General features: G+C 49.7%; 13 protein-coding genes. 7 read left to right on the top strand and 6 right to left on the bottom strand.

Annotated features, from left to right (window positions below):
• Positions 1-86: 86 nt before the first annotated feature.
• Entirely contained in the window at positions 87-2,921 is a 2,835-nt protein-coding gene (gene leuS / locus BQ2633_RS07305) for a leucine--tRNA ligase (RefSeq protein ID WP_075566122.1), read from the bottom strand.
• Between the two features lie 617 nt (positions 2,922-3,538).
• Between leuS and BQ2633_RS07300 the strand changes: the two genes are divergently transcribed.
• The 7 genes from BQ2633_RS07300 to BQ2633_RS07260 all read left to right on the top strand — a co-directional run bounded on the left by BQ2633_RS07300 (position 3,539) and on the right by BQ2633_RS07260 (position 20,141).
• Positions 3,539-6,328, top strand: a complete 2,790-nt coding sequence (locus tag BQ2633_RS07300) for a COG1470 family protein (RefSeq protein ID WP_075566120.1) — start codon at positions 3,539-3,541, stop codon at positions 6,326-6,328.
• A gap of 1,411 nt (positions 6,329-7,739) precedes the next feature.
• Positions 7,740-10,763, top strand: a complete 3,024-nt coding sequence (locus tag BQ2633_RS07285) for a SusC/RagA family TonB-linked outer membrane protein (RefSeq protein ID WP_075567285.1) — start codon at positions 7,740-7,742, stop codon at positions 10,761-10,763.
• 20 nt (positions 10,764-10,783) lie between these two features.
• A complete protein-coding gene (locus BQ2633_RS07280) occupies positions 10,784-12,226 on the top strand; it encodes a RagB/SusD family nutrient uptake outer membrane protein (RefSeq protein WP_075566114.1) in 1,443 nt (480 codons plus the stop codon).
• Positions 12,227-12,310: 84 nt separating this feature from the next.
• Entirely contained in the window at positions 12,311-13,045 is a 735-nt protein-coding gene (locus BQ2633_RS07275) for a DUF4843 domain-containing protein (RefSeq protein ID WP_075566111.1), read from the top strand.
• A gap of 5 nt (positions 13,046-13,050) precedes the next feature.
• On the top strand, positions 13,051-14,541 hold the full coding sequence (locus tag BQ2633_RS07270; protein WP_083233989.1) for a PKD-like family lipoprotein: 1,491 nt from the start codon (positions 13,051-13,053) through the stop codon (positions 14,539-14,541).
• Positions 14,542-14,753: 212 nt separating this feature from the next.
• On the top strand, positions 14,754-17,438 hold the full coding sequence (locus BQ2633_RS07265; protein ID WP_346048381.1) for a zinc-dependent metalloprotease: 2,685 nt from the start codon (positions 14,754-14,756) through the stop codon (positions 17,436-17,438).
• 9 nt (positions 17,439-17,447) lie between these two features.
• Positions 17,448-20,141: a zinc-dependent metalloprotease gene (locus tag BQ2633_RS07260; RefSeq protein ID WP_083233988.1), complete on the top strand. Its 2,694-nt coding sequence runs from the start codon at positions 17,448-17,450 to the stop codon at positions 20,139-20,141.
• Between the two features lie 260 nt (positions 20,142-20,401).
• On the opposite strand, the gene dacB is transcribed toward BQ2633_RS07260, so the two are convergent.
• The 5 genes from dacB to BQ2633_RS07235 all read right to left on the bottom strand — a co-directional run bounded on the left by dacB (position 20,402) and on the right by BQ2633_RS07235 (position 25,207).
• Positions 20,402-21,778 (bottom strand): D-alanyl-D-alanine carboxypeptidase/D-alanyl-D-alanine endopeptidase, encoded by a 1,377-nt coding sequence (gene dacB / locus BQ2633_RS07255; protein WP_346048378.1) that lies wholly within the window; start codon positions 21,776-21,778, stop codon positions 20,402-20,404.
• Positions 21,779-21,911: 133 nt separating this feature from the next.
• Positions 21,912-22,421, bottom strand: coding sequence for an OmpH/Skp family outer membrane protein (locus BQ2633_RS07250; RefSeq protein WP_075566106.1), 510 nt, complete (start codon positions 22,419-22,421; stop codon positions 21,912-21,914).
• A gap of 149 nt (positions 22,422-22,570) precedes the next feature.
• Positions 22,571-23,089, bottom strand: a complete 519-nt coding sequence (locus tag BQ2633_RS07245; RefSeq protein ID WP_075566104.1) for an OmpH/Skp family outer membrane protein — start codon at positions 23,087-23,089, stop codon at positions 22,571-22,573.
• A gap of 171 nt (positions 23,090-23,260) precedes the next feature.
• On the bottom strand, positions 23,261-24,190 hold the full coding sequence (locus BQ2633_RS07240) for a hydrogen peroxide-inducible genes activator (RefSeq protein WP_075566102.1): 930 nt from the start codon (positions 24,188-24,190) through the stop codon (positions 23,261-23,263).
• 30 nt (positions 24,191-24,220) lie between these two features.
• Positions 24,221-25,207 (bottom strand): glycosyltransferase family 2 protein, encoded by a 987-nt coding sequence (locus BQ2633_RS07235; RefSeq protein WP_075566100.1) that lies wholly within the window; start codon positions 25,205-25,207, stop codon positions 24,221-24,223.
• Positions 25,208-25,266: the final 59 nt, after the last annotated feature.

The raw sequence follows: 25,266 nt of genomic DNA, 5'->3' as shown, positions 1-25,266 counted from the left end.
CTACCTTCTAGAGAGTAGACGTTAGAGGTTAGAACAGACAACAGGGCGTTGCATAGTCCATAACATCTAACGTCTTCCATCTCATCTTACTTGACTACAATATTCACGATGCGACCCGGCACCACGATGACTTTCACTACCGTCTTACCTTCGAGATGCTTCACGCTATGTTCAGACTCGAGGGCAGCTTTCTCGATATCTTCCTTAGAAGCATCAGCAGGGAAATCGAGGGTGAAACGAGTCTTTCCATTGAAGGAAATGCCGAGCGTCACGGTGTCTTCCTTGAGGTGCGCCTCATCAAACTTAGGCCATGTAGCATCGCACACTGTGGTGGTGTTGCCCAGTGCATGCCACAATTCTTCTGCCACGTGAGGAGCGAAGGGAGCGAGTAGCACTACGAGGGTTTGCAGCACCTCCTTGGAGTTGCATTTTTGTTGAGCTAATTCACCCACTGCAATCATAAAGGCAGGCACAGAGGTGTTGTAGGAGAAGACTTCGATGTCTTCGGTAACTTTCTTGATGAGCTTGTGGAGCGTCTTGAGGTTTTCCTTGGTGGGCGCCACATCAGTAGGCAAGAATTGCTCATCTTTGTAGAAGAGATTCCACAATTTTCTGAGGAAACGGAAGCAACCATCGATACCATTGCTATCCCAAGGCTTACTTTGGTTGATAGGTCCGAGGAACATTTCATACAGGCGCAAGGTGTCGGCACCATATTTCTCAACGATGAGATCTGGATTCACCACGTTGAACATCGACTTCGACATCTTTTCCACTGCCCAACCACAGATATATTTACCATCTTCGAGGATGAATTCTGCATCTTGATATTCAGGACGCCATGCCTTGAAGGCTTCAACGTCGAGTACATCGGCAGAGACGATGTTTACATCCACGTGGAGTGGTGTTACTTCGTATTGATCTTTCAAACCAAGACTCACAAAAGTGTTGGTGTCCTTGATGCGATAGACAAAGTTGGAACGACCTTGGATCATACCTTGGTTCACCAACTTCTGATAAGGCTCATCCTTGGGGCAAGTGCCAAGATCGAAGAGAAACTTGTTCCAGAAGCGTGAATAGATCAAGTGACCAGTAGCATGTTCCGAACCACCCACATAGAGGTCCACCTGTTGCCAATAGTTGACAGCGGCTTCACCCACCAATGCTTCATTGTTGTGGGGATCCATATAGCGGAGATAGTAGGCAGAAGATCCTGCGAAACCAGGCATCGTGCTGAGTTCAAGCGGGAACACCGTCTTGTGGTCGATGCGGCTGTTGTCGGTGACGCAACGATTCGCCTCATCCCACGCCCAGTGAGTAGCGTTGCCGAGGGGAGGTTCACCTGTTTCTGTGGGCAAGAACTTTGTCACTTCAGGTAACTCGACGGGAAGACAATCCTCTGGCACGAGATAAGGCATCTCGTTTTTGTAATATACGGGGAAAGGTTCACCCCAATAGCGTTGGCGAGAGAAGATGGCATCGCGCAGACGATAGTTGGTCTTCACACGGCCCAACTTATGTTCAGTCACGAAAGCCTTTGTTTTAGCAATCGCTTCTGTCACGGTCAATCCATTGAGCGAGAAACCATGGAGGGCTGTTTCGCCCACCCTGGGAGAATTCGTCACAATGCCTTCCTTAGCATCAAAGCTCTCTTCGCTCACATCGGCACCTTCGATGAGGGGCACGATGGGAAGATCGAAATGACGCGCAAAAGCATAGTCACGACTATCGTGAGCAGGCACAGCCATGATGGCACCAGTGCCGTAACCAGCCAGCACATAATCTGAAATCCAGATGGGGATTTCAGCACCCGTGAAGGGATTCACCGCATACGAACCGGAGAAGACACCGCTCACCTTGCGGTCGCTGATGCGCTCACGCTCTGTGCGCTTAGCTGTAGCAGCCACGTAGGCTTCCACTTCAGCACGCTGTGCATCGGTGGTGAGTTGTGCCACGAGCTCACTTTCAGGAGCTAGCACCATGAAGGTAACTCCGAAAATAGTGTCAGCGCGAGTGGTGAAGATGGTGAAAGTCAAATCGCTGTCTTTCACACGGAATTGCATTTCTGTGCCCTGCGAACGACCGATCCAGTTGCGTTGTGTTTCCTTGAGCGAATCGCTCCAATCGAGGTGTTCTAAGCTGTCGAGCATGCGACCTGCATAAGCACTCACGCGCAAGCACCATTGCTTCATCTTCTGTTGCACCACGGGGTGTCCACCACGTTCAGACACACCGTCCACCACTTCGTCGTTTGCCAACACCGTGCCAAGCGCAGGACACCAGTTCACCATCGTCTCACCGATGTAGGCAATGCGATAGTTCATCAAGGTCTGCTGCTGCTCCACTTCGTTCATGGCTTTCCATTCAGCAGCCGTGAATTGCTGAGCTTCAGTCTCAGCCACATCCAGTCCTTCTGTGCCCTGAGCTTCAAAGTGCGCCACCAATTCGCTGATGGGGCGCGCCTTCTGTGCAGCATTGTCATAGAAAGATTGGAACATTTTGCCAAATGCCCATTGTGTCCACTTGTAGTAGCTGGGCTCGCAGGTACGCACCTCACGACTCCAGTCGAAGGAGAAGCCGATTTTGTCGAGCTGTTCGCGATAGCGCGTGATGTTTTGCTGCGTAGTCACTGCAGGATGCTGCCCAGTTTGGATAGCGTATTGTTCAGCAGGCAATCCATAGGCATCGTATCCCATAGGGTTGAGCACATTGAAGCCACACAAACGCTTGTAGCGGGCAAAGATATCGGAAGCAATGTAGCCTAGAGGGTGTCCCACGTGGAGCCCTGCCCCTGAGGGATAAGGAAACATGTTGAGCACGTAGTATTTGGGCTTGTCGCTTCCAGTTTGCGCGTGATAGGTGCCTTCTTGCGCCCATGTTTCGCGCCATCTTTTTTCAATGTCTCTGAAGTTATATTCCATGTCAGTGGTGGATTGTATATGCGATTAGGATTTGACAGAAGTTCTATCTCCCACATTTCAAGACCATTATCGACTGTTGGTGAGAAAGCCAAGGCGGCGGCCAGCACCATTCCGCCCAACTTAAGAACTATCTTCCTGCAAAGTTACGCGAACGACAAAGAAAAAACAAGAAAAGCCGTATGTTTTTTCCACTTTATGCACGTGTAGCCACAAACAGAATGCGCAATTTTCTGTTCCCCCACCGACATTCATTATATAAAACCGCTGGAATACAATATTTTTTCGTAATTTTGTCCGCGAACTTTTATGAAGACAATTTCTTCGTTGCCTTCTTGATATTCAGGGACAAAGCACGAAAAAGCCCAATTATCTTTGCGCGCTCATTGAAAATGAGCTTGTAAGAAAAGCAAAATCCTTTCCCCCTAACTGGGCACTAGCTTTTGCCAAACTTGATTGATGAACAAAGGTTTTGGCACTAAGATTATTAACAAATGAGCAGAACAAACAGCAGACATCGATTGTAGCATTTTGCCCAAATGAATTTCCCCTCCTCTATGGGGATTAAACCGTCCCACCCCTCCCTCATCAGCACACATCAGCACATTTTATCAAAGAATATGAGACAGAACATATTTATCAGGATTGTATGGACACTCATCTTCCTGCTTTGCCACCACCTTTATCTTGCAGCACAATGTCCCGCCGACGTCACTCTCACTGCAAAGGTCACCAAATCTGTGGGTCCAAGTGATGGTTCATTCACCATTACCACCGCAGTCGTAGGGGCAAACAGTTCGAGTGTGACTTACAGTTTTGAGGCGATACCGCTCACCCCAGGCGCCTCTCACCCTGCTCCGACGAGCACCTTTGTCATCAACAACTTGGCGCCGGGCACCTACGATTTGGTCATGAAAGCCACTTGCGTTCATGACAATGACATCGTCATCACCAAAACCCTCAAAAATCTTGTAGTGCAGGGTGACTACGTCCTTCCCACCATCTCAGAAAGCAAACTTAAGCAAGGCTCATTCGACAATTGCCCCATGGGTATCCTTGCAGTCAATGTCCAAAATGGAGGTTCCACTTTCACTTGCACCATCAAGAGCGCACCTGCTGGTGTAGCCTTAGGAGAAGTGGCTTACTCCGTATTGCCGGGTGCAAATAAGTCATACGAATATATACTCAATGGCACTTATCCTGCTGGCACCTACACCATAGACGTCAGTGACCAATATGGCAAGGGACGCGAGATAAACATCACCTTGGAACAACTCACTGTAGCCGATCTGCCCACCATTGCACTACCTGCCACTTGGGTACACGAGAGCTTTCTCCCAGGACCAGACTGCAACCACATCTATTTCAGACATATAGGTCAATACAACTACCAACTCACCAAAGAAGATTTCAAAAAGTATTACGACAAGGGTGAGTTTGAAATGGCAATTGCGCCCACGGGTAAAACTCCAGTTCATTGGGCACCCATCACCATTCCCTCAATTTTCCACCCTGAACAACTCTTCGACATCAGTCCCTATACCATAAGCGACCTCCACACCCATGGCATATCTGTCTTTGTGAGACTAAAAAACTGCCCCACCATTAGCAACGAGCGTCAGCTCAAACTTAGCAAACCATCCTTTCAACACGTAGGCTCGCAAGCTCAGTGCGAAAAATATGGTTGGAGAATTTACGAACCCAATTTCCGTTTCCAAGGATTATGGTGCTACCCCGTGACACTCACGCTCCACGAAAACAGTAAAACGGGACCAGTAGTAGGCACCTATACTATCAACTCCATCAACGACGCAGTGACGATGCCAGTGGATTACAACAAGACCTGGTATGTGGAAGCCTCGGATGGCACCAACACCTGGGAGGCAATCACCTTTCCCGAAAGATTTGTGGATTATGTAAAACTTCAACGCCAAACTTTCTGCAACGGTTGGCGCAAGTTTTATAATCTCAACACCTTTGCCGCTTGTGTGCCCCTTGTGATCAAGATAGAACGCGAAAGCGATGGCTATGCACAGAGTGTGCAACTCATCAAAAATCGGACCGACTTCAATTACTTTGGTCCATCAGATACTCGCGGTTTCGACAAAGTGTCCGACATTCTTGAATATGGTGTCGACTATCGCATCAAAGTCTACAAAACCGACAGCACAACCCTCCTATGGTCTGCACCGACCACCATTCGCCAAGACGCACGAACCAATGCCGTCCAATTCCGTCGTTGGAACCCCAGTTCCTGCGGCAAACACACCGGTAGCTTATTCCTCCGTTTTGGAGACGATGGACAAGAACCTCCGCTCCGAGATGCTGACGGAAAGTTGGCGATGTCGTATCGCATTTTCTACCCAAATGGGAAAGAAGTACCAGGATACTACAGCACCTTCCAATCCTACACTGGCACGTATTTCAACACCACGACAGACCCCATGCCTCCCGGTGTCTATACCCTCGAAGAAACCAATCTCACTCTCCCCGAGGGCGACCCTTGTCGCGTACGCAAACTCACCACGACATGGGGAGGAATGTTTGACGTGAAAGACTTCACCTACACGTCAACAACAGAATGTGGAGTGTTAAGCCTCAGACCTCAAGGCAAAATCATGGACAAGGGGACGGTTTACGAAAAGAATGAAAACACCCGATTCTCCATCATTTCTGGTGTGAAAGGTGGCTACACGCCCAATTTCCTGGTGAAAGAAGGCTACCCCATTGAACTCACCAAGCCCGGCGACTATGTACTCGCCATCGGTACAGAAAACATGAAGCCCAACTGCTATCTTGACACCCTGCATGTACATGTGCAGCCCCTCAATTTTGAGGTGTCACGCCCCCACCTGAAGGCATACAGCTGCACGAATAGTGCAACTGCAGAGGGACACATCGAAGTGAAGGGTATCAAGGGTAAAGAGCCCATCACCTACGAACTTCGCGAGATGGATGGAACCACGGTGGTAAAATCAGCTCCTGACGATATCTCCCCCGATGGAGTGGCTCACTTTGTGGCTGGGGTCACTGGCGACAAGTTTATGGTCTACGCAAAGGATGCTTGTGGACAATTCTTCTTGGAACCCGTCACCGTGGTAAGTTCTCAAGGCATGCGTATTGTTCCTTCCGACCTCATTCGCGTCTTCCATCATAGCACCGTTCGTCTGCAATCCACCTACTTCTTCGACACATACGAATGGAGAGCGCCCGATGGCACGATCATCTCCACAGAGCAAACCTTTGACCTGGTGGATGCCCACCCCTCCCAAAGTGGACTTTATCACTTCACCAGCAAACTTCGTCATTGCGACTACCGCATCGAAGCAGACGTCAATGTGCAAATTCACCCCTATGCGGTGTTCGTCAACCCTCAACTCGTGTCATCGCCCTTGCGCAAAATCCAATAGGCGACAACACACCGCATAGGATAGAAATAACCTTGCTACATTCTTCTCAGAGAGTCCTCCGCGGAGGATTCTCTTTTTGTTTTCTGCCATCCCATACCGCAAAGCCCCCTTTATATACTGGGAAGAAATGGGGCGAAAGTGATAAAATCAGCGTTAAATGATGTCAAGACCTTGTGTTTTTCGTGGTTTGGTGCAGAAAAACCGATTTTTGTGCCATCCATCATGGGAGCATTTTCAGAGGGCAAACGTAAAGCCATCCGAGGGCGATGCTCTCACGCGTGCGTGACGCACATGTGACACGCGCGCCTTCCCTGGGATTTTGCACTTTTTGCTTTCACAACCTTCACCGAGAGACTCCACAAACCAGTTTTTTCCGTGCCTCCAACCATCGCCGGCACTCACGATGGGAGGGAGAAAAAAACGGAGATTTTCGGCGGAATCGCCCTCAACTGTTAAAGTTTGTCCGAAAGACACGCGTTACAAGCTAATTCACAACGCATTACAACGAAATCTGTGAAGGTTGTGAAAGCAAAAACATCAAAATCTCTGTATGCGCGCGCGAGGAGAGGATAGAATCCTTGCATTTAACATTCGTTTCAGGCTTCGATATCCGAAGAAAGGCGAGGAGTTTCCACCCCTGCACATCTTATCCTTTTTCGCCAGCCAATCGGTGGGGCATGATGCAAGACAGTTGAACACAAATTGTACGAAAAGAGTAGGCAAGAAGAAAAACAAAACATCGGAGATGACAGCAAAAACGTCGGAGATTTTCCGAAAAACGTCGGAGATTTTCCGAAAAACGTCGGAGAAAATCTGAAAAAACTCCGAGATTTTTTCGTAAAAATAGGAGAAAACTTTATCAAAACAAGCACTTCCTCTCCATGCATCAGTAGATAGAAAAGCATGAAAACTCAAGTATGGGCCATGTATCCAGCAACTTAAAAACAGGAAAATTGTAGCATAAATTGCTTGTTAGGCATAGCAAAAATAAAGTTGGAAACAGATTAAAGCTGACAAAAGGAAGAAATTGCATGAAAATCGAAGGAAAATACGCGCACTGTTTTGTCGTTTTATGAGATTACACTATATTTGCAAAATCGCCCCACGGCTTCAGCGCGCTTTAAGCGGAGCATAATTTCCACATTATTCGCTAGCCAGACAAGAGCGTCTGTGATGACTGGCAAAAGCTCAGCGCTGCAGTAGAAGACCTTTCGGAAAGCATACACCAAAGGGTGCACTTTCCAGTCTTAGAAAACGGGACATTACAGAACAACCCAGTTGCCGCTTCTCTGGCAGCTCCATTGCGACGACTTGCCTCAGGAAGGAAGCCTTCCTCTCACAACATCGGATGACACAAGCATCGCACAATCAACTAAGACAATTATACCAATCACCCATCCAACTTAAGCACATGAGGTTAGTATTAATTCCACTAAGCACCCTGCTGGCAGGCGCGAGCTTGACGGCAAGCGCGGCTCAAGCCTTGCCCCCTCTGCCCGTCGCACAGACTGCGCAGCAAAACGACCCAACGGGAAAAGTCATCAAAGGTCGCGTCATTGATGGCAACGGCGAGCCCCTCGTTGGAGCTACAATTAAGCTCAAAGGTGGCAACGGTGTATATTTCACCGACCACAATGGTAATTTTGAAATCATCACCAAGAAGAATCGTGAAGAAATCACGGTGACTTACCTTGGACACGTGAGCCAAACGCTCTTCGTATTCCCAGGCAACGAGACTACGATTCCTCTTGCAGCCGACAACACCTCGCTCAGCGAAGTCGTGATTACGGGTTTCGTGAACAAATCGAAGGTGAGCTTCACGGGTTCACAAACAACCGTACAAAAAGATCAACTGCTCTCGATGGGTACAAAGAATGTGCTGGAGAGCTTGCAGAGCTTCGTGCCTGGTCTTGTGATTTCAGAAAACAACTTGGCGGGTTCTAACCCCAACAGTCGTCCTGAACTCAGCATCCGCGGCCGCGCCACCTTTGATGGTTCTGCTAATATGCCCCTCTTTGTCGTAGATGGCACGGAGGTAAGTGCAGACTACGTGTATGACATGGACATGAACGACATCGAATCTGTGACGGTGCTCAAAGATGCTTCAGCATCTGCCCTCTATGGTTCGAAGGCTTCGGCAGGTGTGATTGTGATTACCACCAAAACCATGAAGCCTGGTCGTCTGCGCCTCAACTATAGCGGTACTTATCGTTTGTCGACTCCCGATTTGACAGACTACCACATGCTCAATGCCGCACAAAAATTGGAATTTGAGCGTTTGGCTGGACTTTACACCTCCACAGACCTAGAACGTCAATACCGTCTGGACAACGAATACAACCACTTGGCACAAATCGTGCGTAGTGGTGTCAACACTGACTGGTTGTCTAAGCCTTTGCGCAATGGTTTCTCACAAAACCACAGCTTAAGCATCGATGGTGGTGACGACTATGCACGCTACAACCTCGGTTTGCGCTATGCCACCGACGATGGTGTCATGATTGGTTCTAAGCGCGACCGTCTCTCACTCTTCTTCAAGTTCTCTTACAACAAGCCTGGTGCATTCTCAGTGAACAACTCTACCACTTTGATGACGGTAGACTCTGAAGATTCGCCCTATGGCTCGTTCTCTGACTACACGCAACAGAATCCCTACGAGTCGCCTTACAACGAGGATGGTTCGTTGCGAAAGAACTTGTCGAACTTTATCAACAATCCACTTTACGAAGCACAAGCTGGCAACTTCAAGAAGTCGGAAAACGTGAACATCCTCAACACTACAACGTTGCAGGTGTGGTTCTCCGATGCCTTCCGCCTCAATGGTGACTTCTCCTTCACCAAGGATATGACCACCAGCAACCGCTTCACTTCGCCTCTCTCTTTCAGCGAACTCACAAAGACGGATATGTCACAACGCGGTAGCTTGACCGAAAGTCACAGCAACCTCCTGCGCTATGCAGGTAAGTTGATGTTGTCGTACAACAAGAATTTGTTTGGCAAACTCTTCACGAGTGCCACTGCGGGTTCGACCATCGAAGCCAACAATGGCGACAACACTTCCTACACTTCCATCGGTTACTACTCTGCCAACCTTTCACACCCCTCTTTCGCAGCAGCTTATCAACAAGGCAAGCCTAACGGTTCAGACAATATCTACCGCACTGTGGGCTTCTTCGCCAACCTCAACTCGATTTGGGACAACAAGTACTTCCTCGACTTGATTTACCGCTACGAAGGTTCGTCTAAGTTTGGTAAGAACACTCGCTTCGCTCCCTTCTGGAGTGTGGGTGCTGGTTGGAACATTCACAACGAATCGTTCCTCCAAGGCAAGGGCATCGAACTGCTCAAACTCCGTGCGAGCATCGGTTACTTGGGTAACATCTCTTTCGAGCCTTACCAAGCCATCACCTCTTATAACTACGCTTCGGGCTACAACTACGTGAAGGGCATCGGTGCTATTCCAAAGACCATCGGAAACCCCGACTTGCGCTGGGAACGCACACTCACTTCTAACGTGGGTATCGACCTCACCATGTTCAAGGGACGTTGGGATTTGACCTTCGACGCTTATGTCAAAAACACCGACGACTTGCTCGTTAACGTGACGAAAGCTCCTTCTGTGGGTGTGACCACTGCACGCGAAAACCTGGGTGCCATCGAGAATAAGGGTGTGGAACTCCGCACTCGCGTGATGCCCATCAAGAATAAGAACTTGCAATGGTCGATTTCTGCCACTTACGCTTACAACAAGAGTAAGATTAAGCAAATCAGTAATGCACTGATGAGCAAGAATGAGGAAAACCGCAACGCAAAGGGCACTGCCCCTCTTCCCATCTACGAAGAAGGCGGTTCACTCACCGCTCTTAAGGTGGTGCCTTCTGCCGGTATCGACCCCGCTACTGGTCGTGAAATCTACATCAAGCGCGATGGTACTTACACCTTCGACTATGATGCTCGCGACAAGGTGACCTTCGGCGACGAAGCTCCTTGGGCACAAGGTAGCTTGAGCTCTTACCTCACCTACAAGCAATGGTCGGCTTCTGCTTCATTCGGCTACTCTCTCGGTGGCTTGGTCTACAACCAAACTCTCGCAACTCGCGTGGAAGGTGCAGACCCTAAATACAACGCAGACGAGCGCGTGTTTAACGACCGATGGAAGCAACCTGGCAACTATGCCAAGTATCGCAACATCGCTGACTACTCTACTCCACAACAGACGAGCCGTTTCGTTCAAGTGAACAATTACCTCACGCTCCAATCTCTCTCGGTGGCTTATGACTTTACACCCTGGCAGATTCGCAAACTCGGTTTGACCCGTTTGCGCTTGGAATTGCTCACCAACGACCTCTTCTATCTCTCTTCTATCAAGCGCGAGCGCGGACTTGACTATCCTTATGCCCGCAGCGTGGAAATGTCAGTGAGATTCTCATTCTAACCCCTTTGCCCATTACTGCAATGAAGAAATCACTCCTCAACTCAATATGTGTGGCAGCCTTTGCGCTGTCGGCAGCATCTTGCAACGACTTCTTGGACGTGCAGCCTAAAGGCACGCTCACGGAAGATGTCCAGTTTAATAGCGCACAGGGTTACTACGACGCTATGTATGGCGTATATAGTAAGATGGCTACCGCCAACCTCTATGGCGAAAATCTTTCTTATGGTTTTGTCGATAAGATTGGACAACTCTTTGGCAAACTCAATACGAGCGACAAAGACACCGAGATTCTGAAATACGACTATCAGAATGCAAAAGTGCGTCCCATCATCGACAACATTTGGACTTCACAATATGAAGGCATCTCGTATGTCAACAATATCATCAAGAACGTAGAGGCTACTTCTTTGCGCGACAGCCACCTCCAACTGGTGCGTGGCGAGGCCTATGGCTTGCGCGCATTCCTCCACTTCGACTTGGTGCGCCTCTTCTGTCCTGACTATGTGACGAATCCTAACGCACAATATGGTGTGCCTTATGCCGACACTTACGATTTGGCAAACAAGACTGTGCCAACGCTGAAGGGTACTTATGAGCGCATCCTCCAAGACCTCAACACTGCTGAGAGCATCTTGGCGAATGACACCATAGTGAAGCCTATCATCGACGTGCGCACAGACTACGACCACGGCCGTACACGCCAGTTCAACCTCTATGCAGTCTATGCGACCAAGGCGCGTGTATATTACACCATGGGCGACAATGAGAACGCTGCGAAGTATGCAAAGAAGGTGATCGATGCGAAAGACAACTTCTCTCTCACCGAGTCTCGCAACTTTGAAAACGTGCGTCGTTTCCCTGCTGATAAGGAAATGATCTTCGGTCTCAACAACAAAGATTTTTCTCAAAGCATCTACAACATCTTCGTGGGATTGACCCAAAGAAGTGGTGTCTTCACAGAAGGACGCCGAGATGTGGAAACACTCTATGAAACAAAGACCTTCACTTCCAACAACATCGACGTAAGATACTCTGCTTTCTACCGCATGGAAGTAGGTGCTTCTATCTTCTTGCGCTATGTTGCCAACGAATCTGAGATTCGCACCAATCCGCTTCAAGGCTTTACCTTGATCCGCCTGCCTGAGATGTACTACATCCTTGCAGAGTCTTTGTATGACACCGACGCCACTGCTGCTAAGGCAGCTTTGGATGAAGTGCGCAAGAGCCGCGGTCTTCAACCCGTTGCCGATGCAAAACTCTTGACCAAAGACGCTTTCTTGCAAGAAATGCTCAATGAGCGTATGCGCGAAATGCCCGGTGAAGGTCAGGTGTTCTTCGCACTGAAGCACTACAACAAGCCTTTCAAGGCATTGGATGGCAGAACAACAATCGAACCTTCCGTAGCACGCTTCGTCTTGCCAAGACCTGATCGTGAAACAGAATTCGGTAACAAGCAACAATAATTGGTTTCCAAGGCAGCACCGTAAGTGCACCTCGCACTTACACGCTGTCGTGGACAACAAACCAATTGATAAAAACTTACCAACATGAAGCACTTTTTTCAGATATTGCTATTACCTTTGCTCGCAGTGGGAGTGTTAGGCTCATGCAACAGCATCGTTTACGACGAAGAATATAGCGCAGATGGATTCTACCACTCTCAAAATGCGGTATATTTCCATTATCCAGAGGCACAAGACACCGTGAGGTTCTACTCTTTTGCTGCCCTCCCCGTAGAGACGCAAGAATATGTGATGAAGATTCCCGTGCGCCTCGCAGGTGTGCCCCAAAATCGCACACAAAAGTTCAAGCTGATGGTGGACCCTTCATCCACGATGAAAGAGGGCGTGCATTACAAAGCATTTAACCTGGAACAAGAAATCCCAGCCGACTCGGTGAACGCTGTGGTTCCTGTGACTTTGCTCCGCAATGGTCTTTCTCCCGATAAAGACACCCTCAATCTTGTCCTCCGCTTAGTAGAGACTCCCGATTTGGCATTGAAATTCCCCAATGCTCAAAAGGTGGAAATACAAGCTACCAACGTGCTCACCGCACCTATCTATTGGCAATACTTTGAGGTTTACTTTGGTCGCTTTGAGCGTCGCAAATATCTCATGATGTTGGCCAACTATAACTCGGACGAAGCAGCCTTTTGGGAAGCGATGTCACGCGATAGCAACCAGTTCTTCTTGAACTTCATGAAAGTGTATCGCACCTTGATGGACGATCCCACTTACGACAAATCCTATCTCCCTGCCAATCCCTATAACCCCTACAAATAAAGCTCATGAAAAGATTTAATCAACTATGCTTCTTCTCGCTGGCTGCTGCAAGTATGCTGGGGGTATCCTCTTGTATTTCTGACGAATCTGTAGGTGTAGTCAACCAATTGTCTTACCTCTCAGTAAACAAGACATTGGCGGAAGAATACAAAGCCGACCGATGGGATACACTTCGCATTGCTGCACCCGAAGTGCACCAAAGCAATACGACTAAGCCACTGTCTTATCGTTGGGAAATCAATGGTAAGGTGGTATCTACTGAAAAGGATTTGGCATACGAATGTAAAGACTATACGAAGGACAAGAACAATCCTTTCCTCTGCCGCTTGACCATCTCAAACGAAGACGGAAGCTACTTCAAGACCTTCAAACTCCACGTGCAATATCGCTATCGCACTGGCGTTTATGTCCTTGCGAATGACAACGGAAAGTCAATCATCAGCTACATCCGCCCCGATAGCGCAAAGAGCGTCGTGGAACGCGACTTGCTCAGCAAGAACAATGCTGAGGTTACTTTTAGCGATGCGCCCACAGCTGCCACCATCATCGACTACTACGGTAAAAACGATATTTTCTTTGCTGCGGGTTCTCCCAGCCAAATCTATCGTTTAGATGGCAACACCATGCAATTGGTTTCTACTGCTAAGGCAGCAGGCACAGTATCTTATCTCTATGCTAACAAGTTGGGTTCGCTAAACAACGAGCAAGCTGGTGGTAAACTCACCGTCATCGAAGATGGAGATATCTCTGACATCAAGACTTCTGACCTTTCGTTGGTAGTCACCAGTAGTACATCTCGTGATGTTGCCATCGTTTTGCCCAACAAAAACTTGGCTCCCGCAGGATTCTCATGGGTTGACGTCGGTATCAACAACTACACAGGTCTGGCACTCTACGACAACAGCAAAGGTTTTGTTGTTTATGCACCTGATGCAAAAGTTTCTGCCAAAGACAATCTCCAAAAGACGAAGTTGATCTACAACGAACAATTCACTGGTCTTCAGCTTCTCGGCATGGTGCCTGTCAACAAGAACCACGATGTAGCGCTCTTCTTGCAAGATGCTGCCGCAGGTAAATACTACCACGTGTGGCTCTATCCAGGAAGTTACAACGCTCGCGTGACTCGTCAGAACTCAGAACCCGAACTCAAGCAAGCGAAAATTGAAGTGCCTGCTTCTGCCGGATTTAACGCGAAGACTAAGTTTGTAGCCTCACAGTCTACCAACCTCGTTTATTACTCTTCTGGCAACAAGGTCTATGCTTACAGTGTATTGTCAAAGGGTAATTTCCCCACCACTCCCGACTTCACTTGTGGAGAAGGCGAAGAAGTGGCAGCCATGGTGCTCAATGCTGACGAAAGCGAGCTCATCGTAGCCACTAACTCTACCACTTCCAAGCAAGGCAGTGTGTATTCCTTCAATTTGCACACGAACAAGGAAAACTGGCGCTATCAGAACGTCACTGGAAACGTGATTTCTTTGATGTTCAGAAAGTAAACAGCAAAATCAGAACGCTGATGGTTGGCTCATTCATATTCCCCAAGGGAGTTAGTGTAGTCCTTTGTGAATAGGTTCCCGCCTGCTGTTATATCTCACTTACAATCACACTTCATCAAGAGAGTTGCTCAGGCATCTCTCTTGAAGGGGTGGAGATTTTTGCGTTAATGCCCCTCTATAATTCTTATCCACTAAACAAGACCTATCAAACGATGAGGAAAAATCTTATTCCCCTCTTATTGGGAGCTGCGTTTGCCGTGATGGGTGCTTTTCAACCGTTGACGGCAATGGCCGACAACAAGAAGCCCGCTGCAGACAGCACTGCTGTTGCCACATCCACAGACAAGAAACCTGAAGCTCACAAGCCTTCTAAGAAAGAGAAGAAAAAAAGCAAATATGCTAAGTTCTTTGAAAACAAAAAATACGATTCTGCCAAAGGTAAGTTCATCTCCTTGTACAAAACCGATGGTAAGGTTTACTTTGAACTTCCTCTAAAATACCTGGGTCGTGAAATGCTCCTCGGAGCCACCATCTCTTCGGTGTCCGACCCCACCTATCTCAGCACAGGACTCAAGAATAGTACTCCGCTCTACCTCCGCTTTGAACTCCAAGATAGTAGCATCGTGGCAAAAGTGCCCAACTCTAACTACTTCAAACATGGACTCACGGAGCGCGAAAAGGATGTGCTCGCCCTCAACTATCGCGATCCTTCTTTCCAATCATTCAAAATCGAATGCTACACCCCCGATAGCACCGCTGTGCTCATCGACGCTACTTCGCTCGTGGGACGTGCAAATCCCTTGCTCAACGTGGTACCTGCGAAGTCGGGCAACTTCACCATCCGTGCTACTCCAAATTCGGACTTGACCTTTGTAAAGCAACTCAAAGCTTTTGACAACAACGTGAGTGTGAAGGTGGAACTCAACTACAAGATGAGTGCCTCTATCATGAACATCTACTACCTCATGAGAGACGTTCCCACCACGGTAGATGTCACCTATTCTCTCCTCCTCTTGCCCGAACACAAGATGACTCCTCGCATCGCAGACGCTCGCGTGGGCATCTTCTCTTCTCCCAAGTTTGACATCAACGGCAACGACGACCACACCCGCAGTGTGTATCTCGCTCACCGCTGGCGTCTTGTCCCCAAGGATCGCACGGCTTATCTCAATGGCAAGCTCACCGAACCTGTGCAACCCATTGTCTACTATCTCGATCCTACCTTCCCCGAGGCTTGGAAACCCGCTTTGCGCGAAGGTGTGCTCCGCTGGAACAAGGCTTTTGAAAAAGCCGGTTTCAAGAATGCTGTGCAAGTGAAGGACTTCCCCAAGGATGATCCTCAATTTGATCCCGACAATTTGGCGTACTCTTGCATCCGCTATGTCCCCAACACGGATGAGAACGCCTATGGTCCCTCTTGGGTAGATCCTTCTACGGGTGAAATCATCAATGCTTCTGTCATTGTCTACAACAACGTGGAAGATCTCCTCTACAAATGGCGCTTCGTGCAAACTGCCAATGTAGATAAGGCGGTGCGCGGCAATCGTTTGCCTGCCAATTTGCTCAACGAGTCTCTCGCCTATGTGGTGAGCCACGAAGTGGGTCACACCCTCGGTCTTGAGCACAACATGGCTGCTTCTGCTGCCTTCCCCACCGACTCTTTGCGCTCACGCACCTTCACCCAGAAGTATGGCACCACGCCTTCTATCATGGACTATGCGCGCTACAACTACATCGCGCAACCTGGCGACCGCGGTGTCTCTCTCTCTCCTCCCGAACTCGGTGTCTACGATCACTACGCTATTGAGTGGAACTATCGTTTCTTCCCCCAATATGATGGAGAGCTCGACAAAGAAACCGAAGCTATCGAAGCTTGGACCGACCAAAAGGCAAAGCAACCCTACCTCCGCTTCATGCGTCAGCAAGTGCGCCTCATCGATCCTACCGTGGTGGCTGAAGACCTCGGCAACGATCCTCTCAAGGCTACACAATATGGTATGAAGAATCTCGAGGGTATCCAAAAGAATCTCTCTAAGTGGATCACCGACGACGAAGATTCTCGCAAAAAGACGGCACTCAATCTTGCCATTGCTCAACAATATCACCAGTATTTCAAAAATGTGTTGAACCTCGTGGGCGGTACGATTGTAAACATCAGCAAGGAAAACTCTGGCATTCCTCGTTACCAAGTGTTGCCTAAGGCTCGCCAACGTCAAGCCTTCCTTTGGGCACTCAACGAAGCGAAGACTTTCACTCGCCACGCAGACCGCGCGGCAGAACGCAAGGAATACATGAGCGTGAGCTACTATGATCAGCTCTTGGAATTCCTCATCAAGGATCTCTTCGACGTTCGTGCACGTGTCATCATTGCACAACACCTCGACAGCAAGAGCTACACCCAGGGCGAGTTCTTCGACGATCTCTACCAAAACGTCTTTGCTTCTACCCTCGCTGGCCGCACGCCTAGCCACATTGAGCAATTGATGGAACAAACCTTCCTCAACCAAGCCACAAATATCGTGACTGGTGGTCCTGAAAAGGCTATTCCTTCGCTCCCCGCTGGTCTTCGTGGCTACAACAATGACGCTGCTGGTGCTTACTTCTCAGTCATCGAGCGTCTCGGCTACGCTCCTGCTGGCTTGAAAGACCAGTTGCTCAATGCTCCCCTCCAAGTAGAGGAAGAGCAAGATGCTCACTTCGGCAATCCTGCTGCTAATCCTTACCCCACCGTAAGCGTAAGCATGCTCGACAAGTCCGACATCTACTATCAAGTGGCCATCACGAAGCTCCAACCCATCTTGCAGCGTCGTGTGGCATCTATCACTTCTCCCACTCTCAAAGCCCACTATCAACTCCTTCTTGCCAAGATTGACAAGGCACTTGGAGTGAAGAAATAAGATGATCTTATGAAGAAAATCCTATACGGCACGCTTTTCCTCTCCCTCGCGCTGGTTGCTGCAGCACCAGCCGAGGCAGGAATCTTCAGTTTTCTCCACAAGAAAAAGAAGACCGAGAAGAAAGCTGAGCCCAAGAAAACACCTTATGAGAAGATCCTCACCGATCGCCCCATCCAAACGGCATCAGGTCCTCTCATGAAGCTCCACAAGTCTGATGGCAAACTCTATTTGGATATTCCCAAAGCGAACCTAGGCAAAGACTTACTTATCGGAGCCACCATCGCTTCTATCTCCAATCCTAGCTTAGGCAACGTGGGATTCCGCAACAGCAACCCTGTGCACTTCCGCTTTATTCAGAAAGACAGCACTGTCGTGATGGACATCGTGAACACAGAGTTGCTCACCACCGCTGAACCCACCAAGGAAATGGCTGCGAGCATCAAGCAAAACTACAAAAACCTCAGCTTCCTCAGCTTCCCCATCAAGGGATGGAGCAAGGACAGTGCAAGTGTGCTCATCGATGCAAGTTCCTTCTTCCTCAAAGACAACCGTTTCTTCCCCGTCATTGAGGGATCAAGCAGCGGCATTGAGGTGCAAGAAGAGCAACGCGACGACTTGACTCACATCAAAACCTTGAAGAGTTTCAAGAACAATGTGAGCATCCTCGTGGAGCGTAGCTACAAGGCTACCATTTCCGCTGGTCCTGCTTCACGCACCATCACCAACTACCCCGTCACTGCTGGCATCAACTTCACCATTCTCGCCCTTCCTGAGAAGCCCATGACGCCTCGTCTTTCCGACACGCGCATCGGCATCTTCCTCACCTCCAAAAACGTGCTCCACGAAGGCCGCATCGAACCTGCCACCTTCGCACGTCGCTGGCGCGTTGAACCCAAGGACGAAGCTGCTTTTGCTGCTGGACAGTTGGTAGAGCCCAAGAAGCCCATCGTCTACTACGTCGATCCTGCCTTCCCTCCCGTTTGGCGCAAAGCCATTGACGTAGGCGTGGTTCGTTGGAATGATGCTTTCGAGAAAATCGGTTTTAAGAATGTGGTGCAAGTGCGCGACTATCCCACCGATGATCCCGAATTCGATCCCGACAACCTAGAATACACCTGCATTCGATTTGTCCCCACTGGTGTGGAAAACGCCATGGGTCCTTCATGGAGCGACCCTCGTTCGGGTGAAATCATCAACGGTTCCACCTTCATCTATCGCGGTGTAAACAGCATCCTTGCCAACTGGCGCTTCATCCAAACGGCACAGATTGACGAAAGTGTCCGCACCAAGAAGATGCCCGAAGCTGCTTTGCAAAAATCACTCGAGTATGTGTTGGCACACGAAATCGGTCACACCCTCGGATTTATGCACAACATGGGCGCTTCCTTCTCCTATCCTGTCGATTCGCTCCGTTCTAAGTCGTTCACAGATAAGTATGGCACCACACCCTCTATCATGGACTATGCGCGCCACAACTACGTGGCACAAGTGGGCGACCCCGTGACCAACCTCGATCCTCCTCCCATCGGTCTTTACGACTACTATGCGGTGGAATGGGCATACAAGTATTTCCCCGAGCTCAAGGGTGATTTCGTAGCAGAAAACAAAGAGTTGTGCAAGCTCATCGAGAAGCACGCTCACGATCTTCGTTATCGCTACGGTCTGCAACAAGACAATCCCATCCTCGATCCCTCAAGCCTCACCGAAGATTTGGGCGACGATCCCATCAAGGCTGGAGATTACGGTATGAAGAACCTCAAGTTCATCATTTCCCACCTCGGCGAATGGATCAAGGACGACGAATCTAGCGAACGCAAAGGAAGCCTCTATCGCGAAGCTCTCAGTCAGGCTTATCGCTATGTCAACAATGTCCAAGTGAATGTGGCAGGTATCTACCTCCAACAGTCTAGCGAAAGTTCTGGCATCCCTCGCTATCGTGTCGTACCTCGCGACAAGCAGCGCGCTTCGGCACAGTGGCTCTTGAATCAAGCTCGTGACTTCTCACAAATGAGCAACCGCGAGTTGGAAGCTATCTTGCCCTATGCTGCCAATCGTCCCTTTGATTTGCTTGTCAACAACCTCCAGGCGATGGCCATCAATCAGACTTCGCGTTTGGCACTTAGCGCCTATCTCGACTCTACGTCCTACACACCAGCCGAATATGCTGAAGATGTTTTCAACAATGTCTTTGAGAAAACCCTCGCTGGTAAGGAAAACCTCACCGACCAAGAGATGCGTTTCCAAGCACTCTACGTCAAATACATCGGTGGTAACGTAGAAAGCGCCACTCGTCCTACAGCGTTGCAAGTGGGTCTTACCCAAAACAGCAAAGCTGATTTCGAAGCTAGCTTGAAAGGTGGTCTCGATGCCGCTCCTCTCACTCCCGAGGCTTTGCGTCATCAACTCCTTGCCACTAACGGTCATGTGCAAGACGCCAGTATCAAAGAAGCCGCTAACCTCTGTGGCACTTGCGTGCATGACAACACAGCTTCACAAGTAGGTTTCCTCAACTTTGGTAAGGGCTACGGTGAACAAGCTGACCTTTGGGGCAACATGGTCAACCGTTCTGCGGTGGTGCTCTTTGGTTATGCAGTCAAGACCCTCGAACTTCTCGAAAAGTCTGCCAAGACTGCCAAGAACCCCGAAGTGCGTGCGCACTATCAAAACTTGCACACTCGCTTGAAGAAGAAGTTTGATCTCTAATCTCCACAGCCTTTGGGCTAACTCTCTCCAAGGCTATGACCGATGCTCCACTGCATCTTCTCATAGCTCATAAAACAAAAGCGGACACCTCCATCCTATGTGATAGAGGTGTCCGCTATTTTTGTACCCTTATCGGATCGTGTAGCGCGTTTCTTGGTGTTGTTAATGACGTAGTCTCATGAAAGCTACTTCTTGCCCTCAGAGGGCAGAATAAGGTAGTGATAATTGCTACAGACTCTGCCTACTACTTGTAGCCATCATTAAGGCGTAAGCTCAGCAGCATCGGGAGTTTCCGTCTCGTCTTCGTTCATCGGGGCGGTATCGGGCTGCAAATCGGGGCGGATGTGCGGAGTGTCGAACCCTTCGGTCAAAGCCCGGCACACAGCATCTTGGAAGCGACGTCCCTCCGCTGCCGTGCGCACCCCTTGATTGATGATAGCGAAGCACAGTCTGTGACCATTGGCAGCCATGGCATAGCCCGTGAGCGAACTCACCCCTTCCACGGTGCCCGTTTTAGCACGCACATTGTCTTGGGCTGGTGTGCGACGACAGCGCGATTTCAACGTGCCATCACGCCCCATGATGGGCAGTGCTGTGGTGAGATGCGTGAACGTCTCCTCGCTCCGTGCGGCATAGCGCAACATCGCTACCAACAGTTCGGGCGACACATAGTTGTAGAGCGAGAGCCCACTGCCGTCTGCCACGAGATAGTCGGAGGGGGGCAAGCCACATTGCGCAATCACGCGCTGCACCTGCGCTGCTGCATCCTTGTGCGTGGCATAGGCGCGCTTGGACAAGGCTGCTAACTGATAGAACATCGCCTCAGCGCAGAGATTATTGGAGTCTTTGAGCATGGGACGCAGCACTTGGTCGATGCTGTGCTTGCGCTCTACCAGCAGTTGTACCCCGCGAGGCAGAATGCCGCGATGGATGTTGCCCTCTAGTGTGATGCCAGCGCGCTCCAACTGTTCATAGAAATGATCTGCCCAACTGTCGTTGCCGCGATAGAGCAAGGGCGTGAGAGGTTTATTCTTGTCGTCCCAACACCAGCCCCAACCCAAACTTGTCGTGTCTTTCAGAGAAACATCGAGCACGAGGTCGCCCGTGATGCGACGAATGCCGCGTTGGCGGAGCGCTTCCACAAAAGCGCGCAAGTCGTCACGTCCGAAGAGAGGGTCGAATCCTCCACGTGCCACGAGCGAACCTTGGAGCACACTGTCGGTGGGTGGTACAGTGCTGTAGAGTTGTGTGGAAAATTGATAGTCACCTCCCAGTTTATCCAGTGCCGTCACCGCCGTAACCACCTTCATGCTCGAAGCAGGGCGCATGCGCTGTTGATGTCCGTGGGCATAGAGCATAGAGTCAGTGGTGAGATCATAGACACAGAGTCCCAATTGACTGCGCTCCATGAGGGGCAGTTGTACGAGCGAATCAAGCCGCTGGCAGATGAGTTGGCTGAAGGCGCTAGTGGAGCGTTCGGCAGTGGTCACCGCACCGGTGGTTTGTGCCGAAACTGCCACTGCTGTGGGCAGACACAAACTAGAAAGCGCGAGGACTAAGAGAGAGAAAAGACGAAACATGAGCAAGAGGGGGGAGAATACAGCGAGAAGGAAGGGAGCAAGCCAAAGAAAAAGCATCTGAACTTTCGGATGCGTCTAATAAAAACGCCAGAGAGTTCAGATGCAAAAGAGGAGGAAGCCATTGTCGCGTGATGCAGCTATCGCAGAGATTCAGACATCATGGGCAAGGCAAGTCCGACGTTCTCAGAATTTATTTGATGCCGAGCTGCGACTTGATTTGCGCAGTGATGTCGGTAGAGAGCGCTTCATTGATGTGAATCATGCCTTGTGCTGCACTCTTGTCGATAGCAAAGACATATTGACCAGCTTTCACCACAGAAGAGATGGCAGCATTTACCTTGTCGAGGACAGGTTGCAAGCGCTTTTGTTGCTCTTGACGGAAAGCTTGTTCGTTATCTTGAGCAGTTTGTTGGATGCGTTGTTGAAGATCTTGGAGTTCCTTCTCCTTGCGAGCACGGATGTTAGCAGGAGTCTTGTCAGTCACTTCAGCTTGATACTTCTCAAACTTAGTTTGGAGTTCCTTCTGCATAGCCTCAAGGTCAGCTTGATATTGCTTGCCAATCGCTTCAACTTCGGTTTGCACCTTCTTGAATTCAGAGTAGTTGGTCACGATGTCTTGAGAGTTGTAGTGTGCCACTTTTTGGGCGAGGAGGCTCAAAGGAGCCACCATGAGGAGCATGAGGAGGATTTTCTTGAACATATTGCTATTTTTTGATGTTTCTAATTAGGTTTGGGGGAGCACCGTCCATCTAGTCCGCAGAACTTTCGGTGCCGAGTCAAACAACTAAGCACTTCTTTATCAGGGCTACCGGGATGCTATCCCACAATATTTGGGCAAAATTACGACTTTTAGTTGGAATAGCCTAATTTAGCTAGCACTTCATTACTAATATCTATGGCTGGTGAAGCGAAAATGATGCCAGCTCCTTCGCTAGCACGGTCGAGAATGAGCTGAAAACCTTTGGCTTGTGCCACAGCTTTCACGGCATTGTACACCTCATCTTGGATGGGTTGGAGCAAAGCAGTGCGCTTTTTTTGTAATTCGCCTTCTGGACCGAAATAGCGCTTTTTGAGATCGGCAGCATCTTTCTCCTTTTTCACGATAGCATCCTCGCGTGTTTTCTTTTGTGCTTCGGAGAGGAACACGGCTTCGTTCTGATAGTTGCGATAAAGGGTCTTGGCTTCGTTGTCAATGGCTTCGACTTCAGCTTGCCACTTCTTGGAGATTTGATTGAGCTGTTCGCCAGCACGCTCATAGGCAGGGATGTTGTGCATGATATATTCCATGTCGATGAGGGCAAACTTTTGTGCTGCCGCTCCCACACTTGTGGTAAGGGCAATAAAGAGGAGAAGGAGGAATTTCTTCATACGATGAGCAGTTTTGTGAGCTATCTAAGTATAATACGTTAGGTCTATCCCTCGCGCCAGCGAAAAGGAGGTGACCATTGTCGCGACAAATATAGTGATTCTCTTTCAGATTAACAAAGAAAGTCGACGATATATGGGCTTTCTTTTACTTTTGTAAAGAGATTCGGAGTTTTAATTGACGGGTTTCTGAACTTTCGTGAGATAATGCATTTCTGAAGGCACCGATTTGCGTATGGTATCCACCAAGATTTGGAGGATGGAATGGCGCACAAAGTCGGGACTTGTCACGATGACCACTTCACGAGTGGGCACGGGCACGGCAAAAGGATGCACCAGTTGGCGCTGCTCTGCCGAAAGTTGCAGGGTGCAAAGCTCAGGGATGAATGTCACCCCCACGCCGTTCTCCACCATGCGCATGAAAGTTTCGATGCTGCCCAAGTGATACGACCGCTGACTGCGACGTCCCGACTTGAGTTGACAATACTGCACGAGTTGATCGCGGAAACAATGCCCTTCGTCGAGCAACCACAGGGGCACTTCTCTCAAATCGCTGGTCTTCACCGACGGCAGATTTGCCAGGGGAGTGTCCTGAGCGGCATAGACGAAATACTGTTCATAGAAGAGGGTGTCGCTGACAAATTGGTCCAATCCTTCGATGTCTGCCAAGATGCCTGCGTCGATTTCGCCATTGGTGAGCGCAGTTTTGATGGCACTGGTCTTCATCTCCGTGATGTGCAATTCGACATCGGGATAGCGACGTGAGAATTCGGGATAAAAACGTGGGATGAGATAAGGGGCGATGGTGGGCAACACAGCGATAGAGAACGTGCCACGCGGTGTGTGCTGTGCCTCATCCACACAGGCTTTGAGGCGTTGTGCTTGCGCTAGGGTCTGACGCGCTTGCGCCACAATGGTCTCTCCCACAGGGGTGAGTGCAATGGGCTTGACGCGACGATTAAATATTTTCACCCCCAACTCCTCTTCGAGCTTTTGCACCATCGAACTGAGTGTGGGCTGTGTGACGTCGCAGGCTTCAGCGGCTTTGAGAAAATGGCGATGTTCAGCCACTGCCACCACATATTCTAGTTGTTGAAGCGTCATATATATAGGTTATTCATTAGAATTCGGACTTTAGCATCGGGCTAAAAGGCGAGCGATGCGCCATGCTCCTTTCCCTCCCCAGCTCACATAGTGGCGCAGCAAAGCGGCAAACAAGGCGGTAACCTCCTTCGGATGGGGCATGGCGTAGCGCATTGTGGCGAGCAATTCTTGTGCCGCCTGCGGTGCACCTTCCTGGAGGAGCTGACCTGCCACGATGTGCGTGCGATAGTGCAGTGCACTGAGGGCTTCTTGCTGCTGCGGATAACTCAAGTAGGCACCACTGTCACACAAGAGTTGAACTAGACTCAACAAAGGCGGAGCAATCTGCTGGGCTTTACTGCGATAACTGCTTCCTGTGATGCTGTCAGGATGCTGCACGATTTGGTGAAACACTCCCTCACACCACGCTGGATGAGGAGACGCCAAGAGCAAACGTAGCCCTAGTTCGTAGTCATCCCACAAGGAGAGGGCTGGATTCCACCCACCGATGCGACGCACCAAGTCGGTATGTGCCACAAAACTTTGGGTGGCGATGCAAGCCCCTAGGATTTGATCCACAAGCGTGGGCTGTGGTGTGCTCCAACGGATCACATGTCGCTCTGGCACTGCTGGAGTGTTGCTCGGAAACACCATCCGCGTGCGCGCTATCACCCACTCTCTCTGTTGCGCTAGGGCAGAGCGCATCATCTGTTCCAAAAAGTCGGGCGACATCCAGTCGTCTGAATCAAAGAAACTCACCCATTCGGTGGTGACGGCTTGCAGTCCTCGATTGCGCGCTGCGGCAGCACCAGGGGTGTCCTCAGAGAGCAAGAGCAATTCGCAATGGGGTTTTTGCTGCTGCATCCAAGTTGCCACCACAGCTTTGGAGGCATCGGTGGAGGCATTGTCCACCACAATGAGCTGTGCAGGGCGCAGCGTCTGCGCTAGGATGGAGTCGAGCGTGGCAAGGACACAATGCGCGCGATTGAACACGGGGACAACCACAGCAACTCTAGGGGAAGAAGGAGAGAGTGACATGGAAAAGAGAAAGGCAGCGTCGGTGAAAAAGAAAGTAATTGCTTTAGATTTCTAAGTCC

The organism is Ihuprevotella massiliensis (assembly GCA_900095835.1).
Classification (GTDB): domain Bacteria; phylum Bacteroidota; class Bacteroidia; order Bacteroidales; family Bacteroidaceae; genus Alloprevotella; species Alloprevotella massiliensis.
Note: the sequence above shows the minus strand (reverse complement) of the source record. Positions and strands in the feature narration are given on the sequence as shown.

Coding starts and splice junctions, on each gene's coding strand:
- BQ2633_RS07235 (WP_075566100.1), bottom strand. CDS start 25,207: ATGTCACTCTCTCCTTCTTCCCCTAGAGTTGCTGTGGTTGTCCCCGTG.
- BQ2633_RS07300 (WP_075566120.1), top strand. CDS start 3,539: ATGAGACAGAACATATTTATCAGGATTGTATGGACACTCATCTTCCTG.
- BQ2633_RS07285 (WP_075567285.1), top strand. CDS start 7,740: ATGAGGTTAGTATTAATTCCACTAAGCACCCTGCTGGCAGGCGCGAGC.
- BQ2633_RS07260 (WP_083233988.1), top strand. CDS start 17,448: ATGAAGAAAATCCTATACGGCACGCTTTTCCTCTCCCTCGCGCTGGTT.
- BQ2633_RS07265 (WP_346048381.1), top strand. CDS start 14,754: ATGAGGAAAAATCTTATTCCCCTCTTATTGGGAGCTGCGTTTGCCGTG.
- leuS (WP_075566122.1), bottom strand. CDS start 2,921: ATGGAATATAACTTCAGAGACATTGAAAAAAGATGGCGCGAAACATGG.
- BQ2633_RS07280 (WP_075566114.1), top strand. CDS start 10,784: ATGAAGAAATCACTCCTCAACTCAATATGTGTGGCAGCCTTTGCGCTG.
- BQ2633_RS07250 (WP_075566106.1), bottom strand. CDS start 22,421: ATGTTCAAGAAAATCCTCCTCATGCTCCTCATGGTGGCTCCTTTGAGC.
- BQ2633_RS07245 (WP_075566104.1), bottom strand. CDS start 23,089: ATGAAGAAATTCCTCCTTCTCCTCTTTATTGCCCTTACCACAAGTGTG.
- BQ2633_RS07240 (WP_075566102.1), bottom strand. CDS start 24,190: ATGACGCTTCAACAACTAGAATATGTGGTGGCAGTGGCTGAACATCGC.
- BQ2633_RS07270 (WP_083233989.1), top strand. CDS start 13,051: ATGAAAAGATTTAATCAACTATGCTTCTTCTCGCTGGCTGCTGCAAGT.
- BQ2633_RS07275 (WP_075566111.1), top strand. CDS start 12,311: ATGAAGCACTTTTTTCAGATATTGCTATTACCTTTGCTCGCAGTGGGA.
- dacB (WP_346048378.1), bottom strand. CDS start 21,778: ATGCTTTTTCTTTGGCTTGCTCCCTTCCTTCTCGCTGTATTCTCCCCC.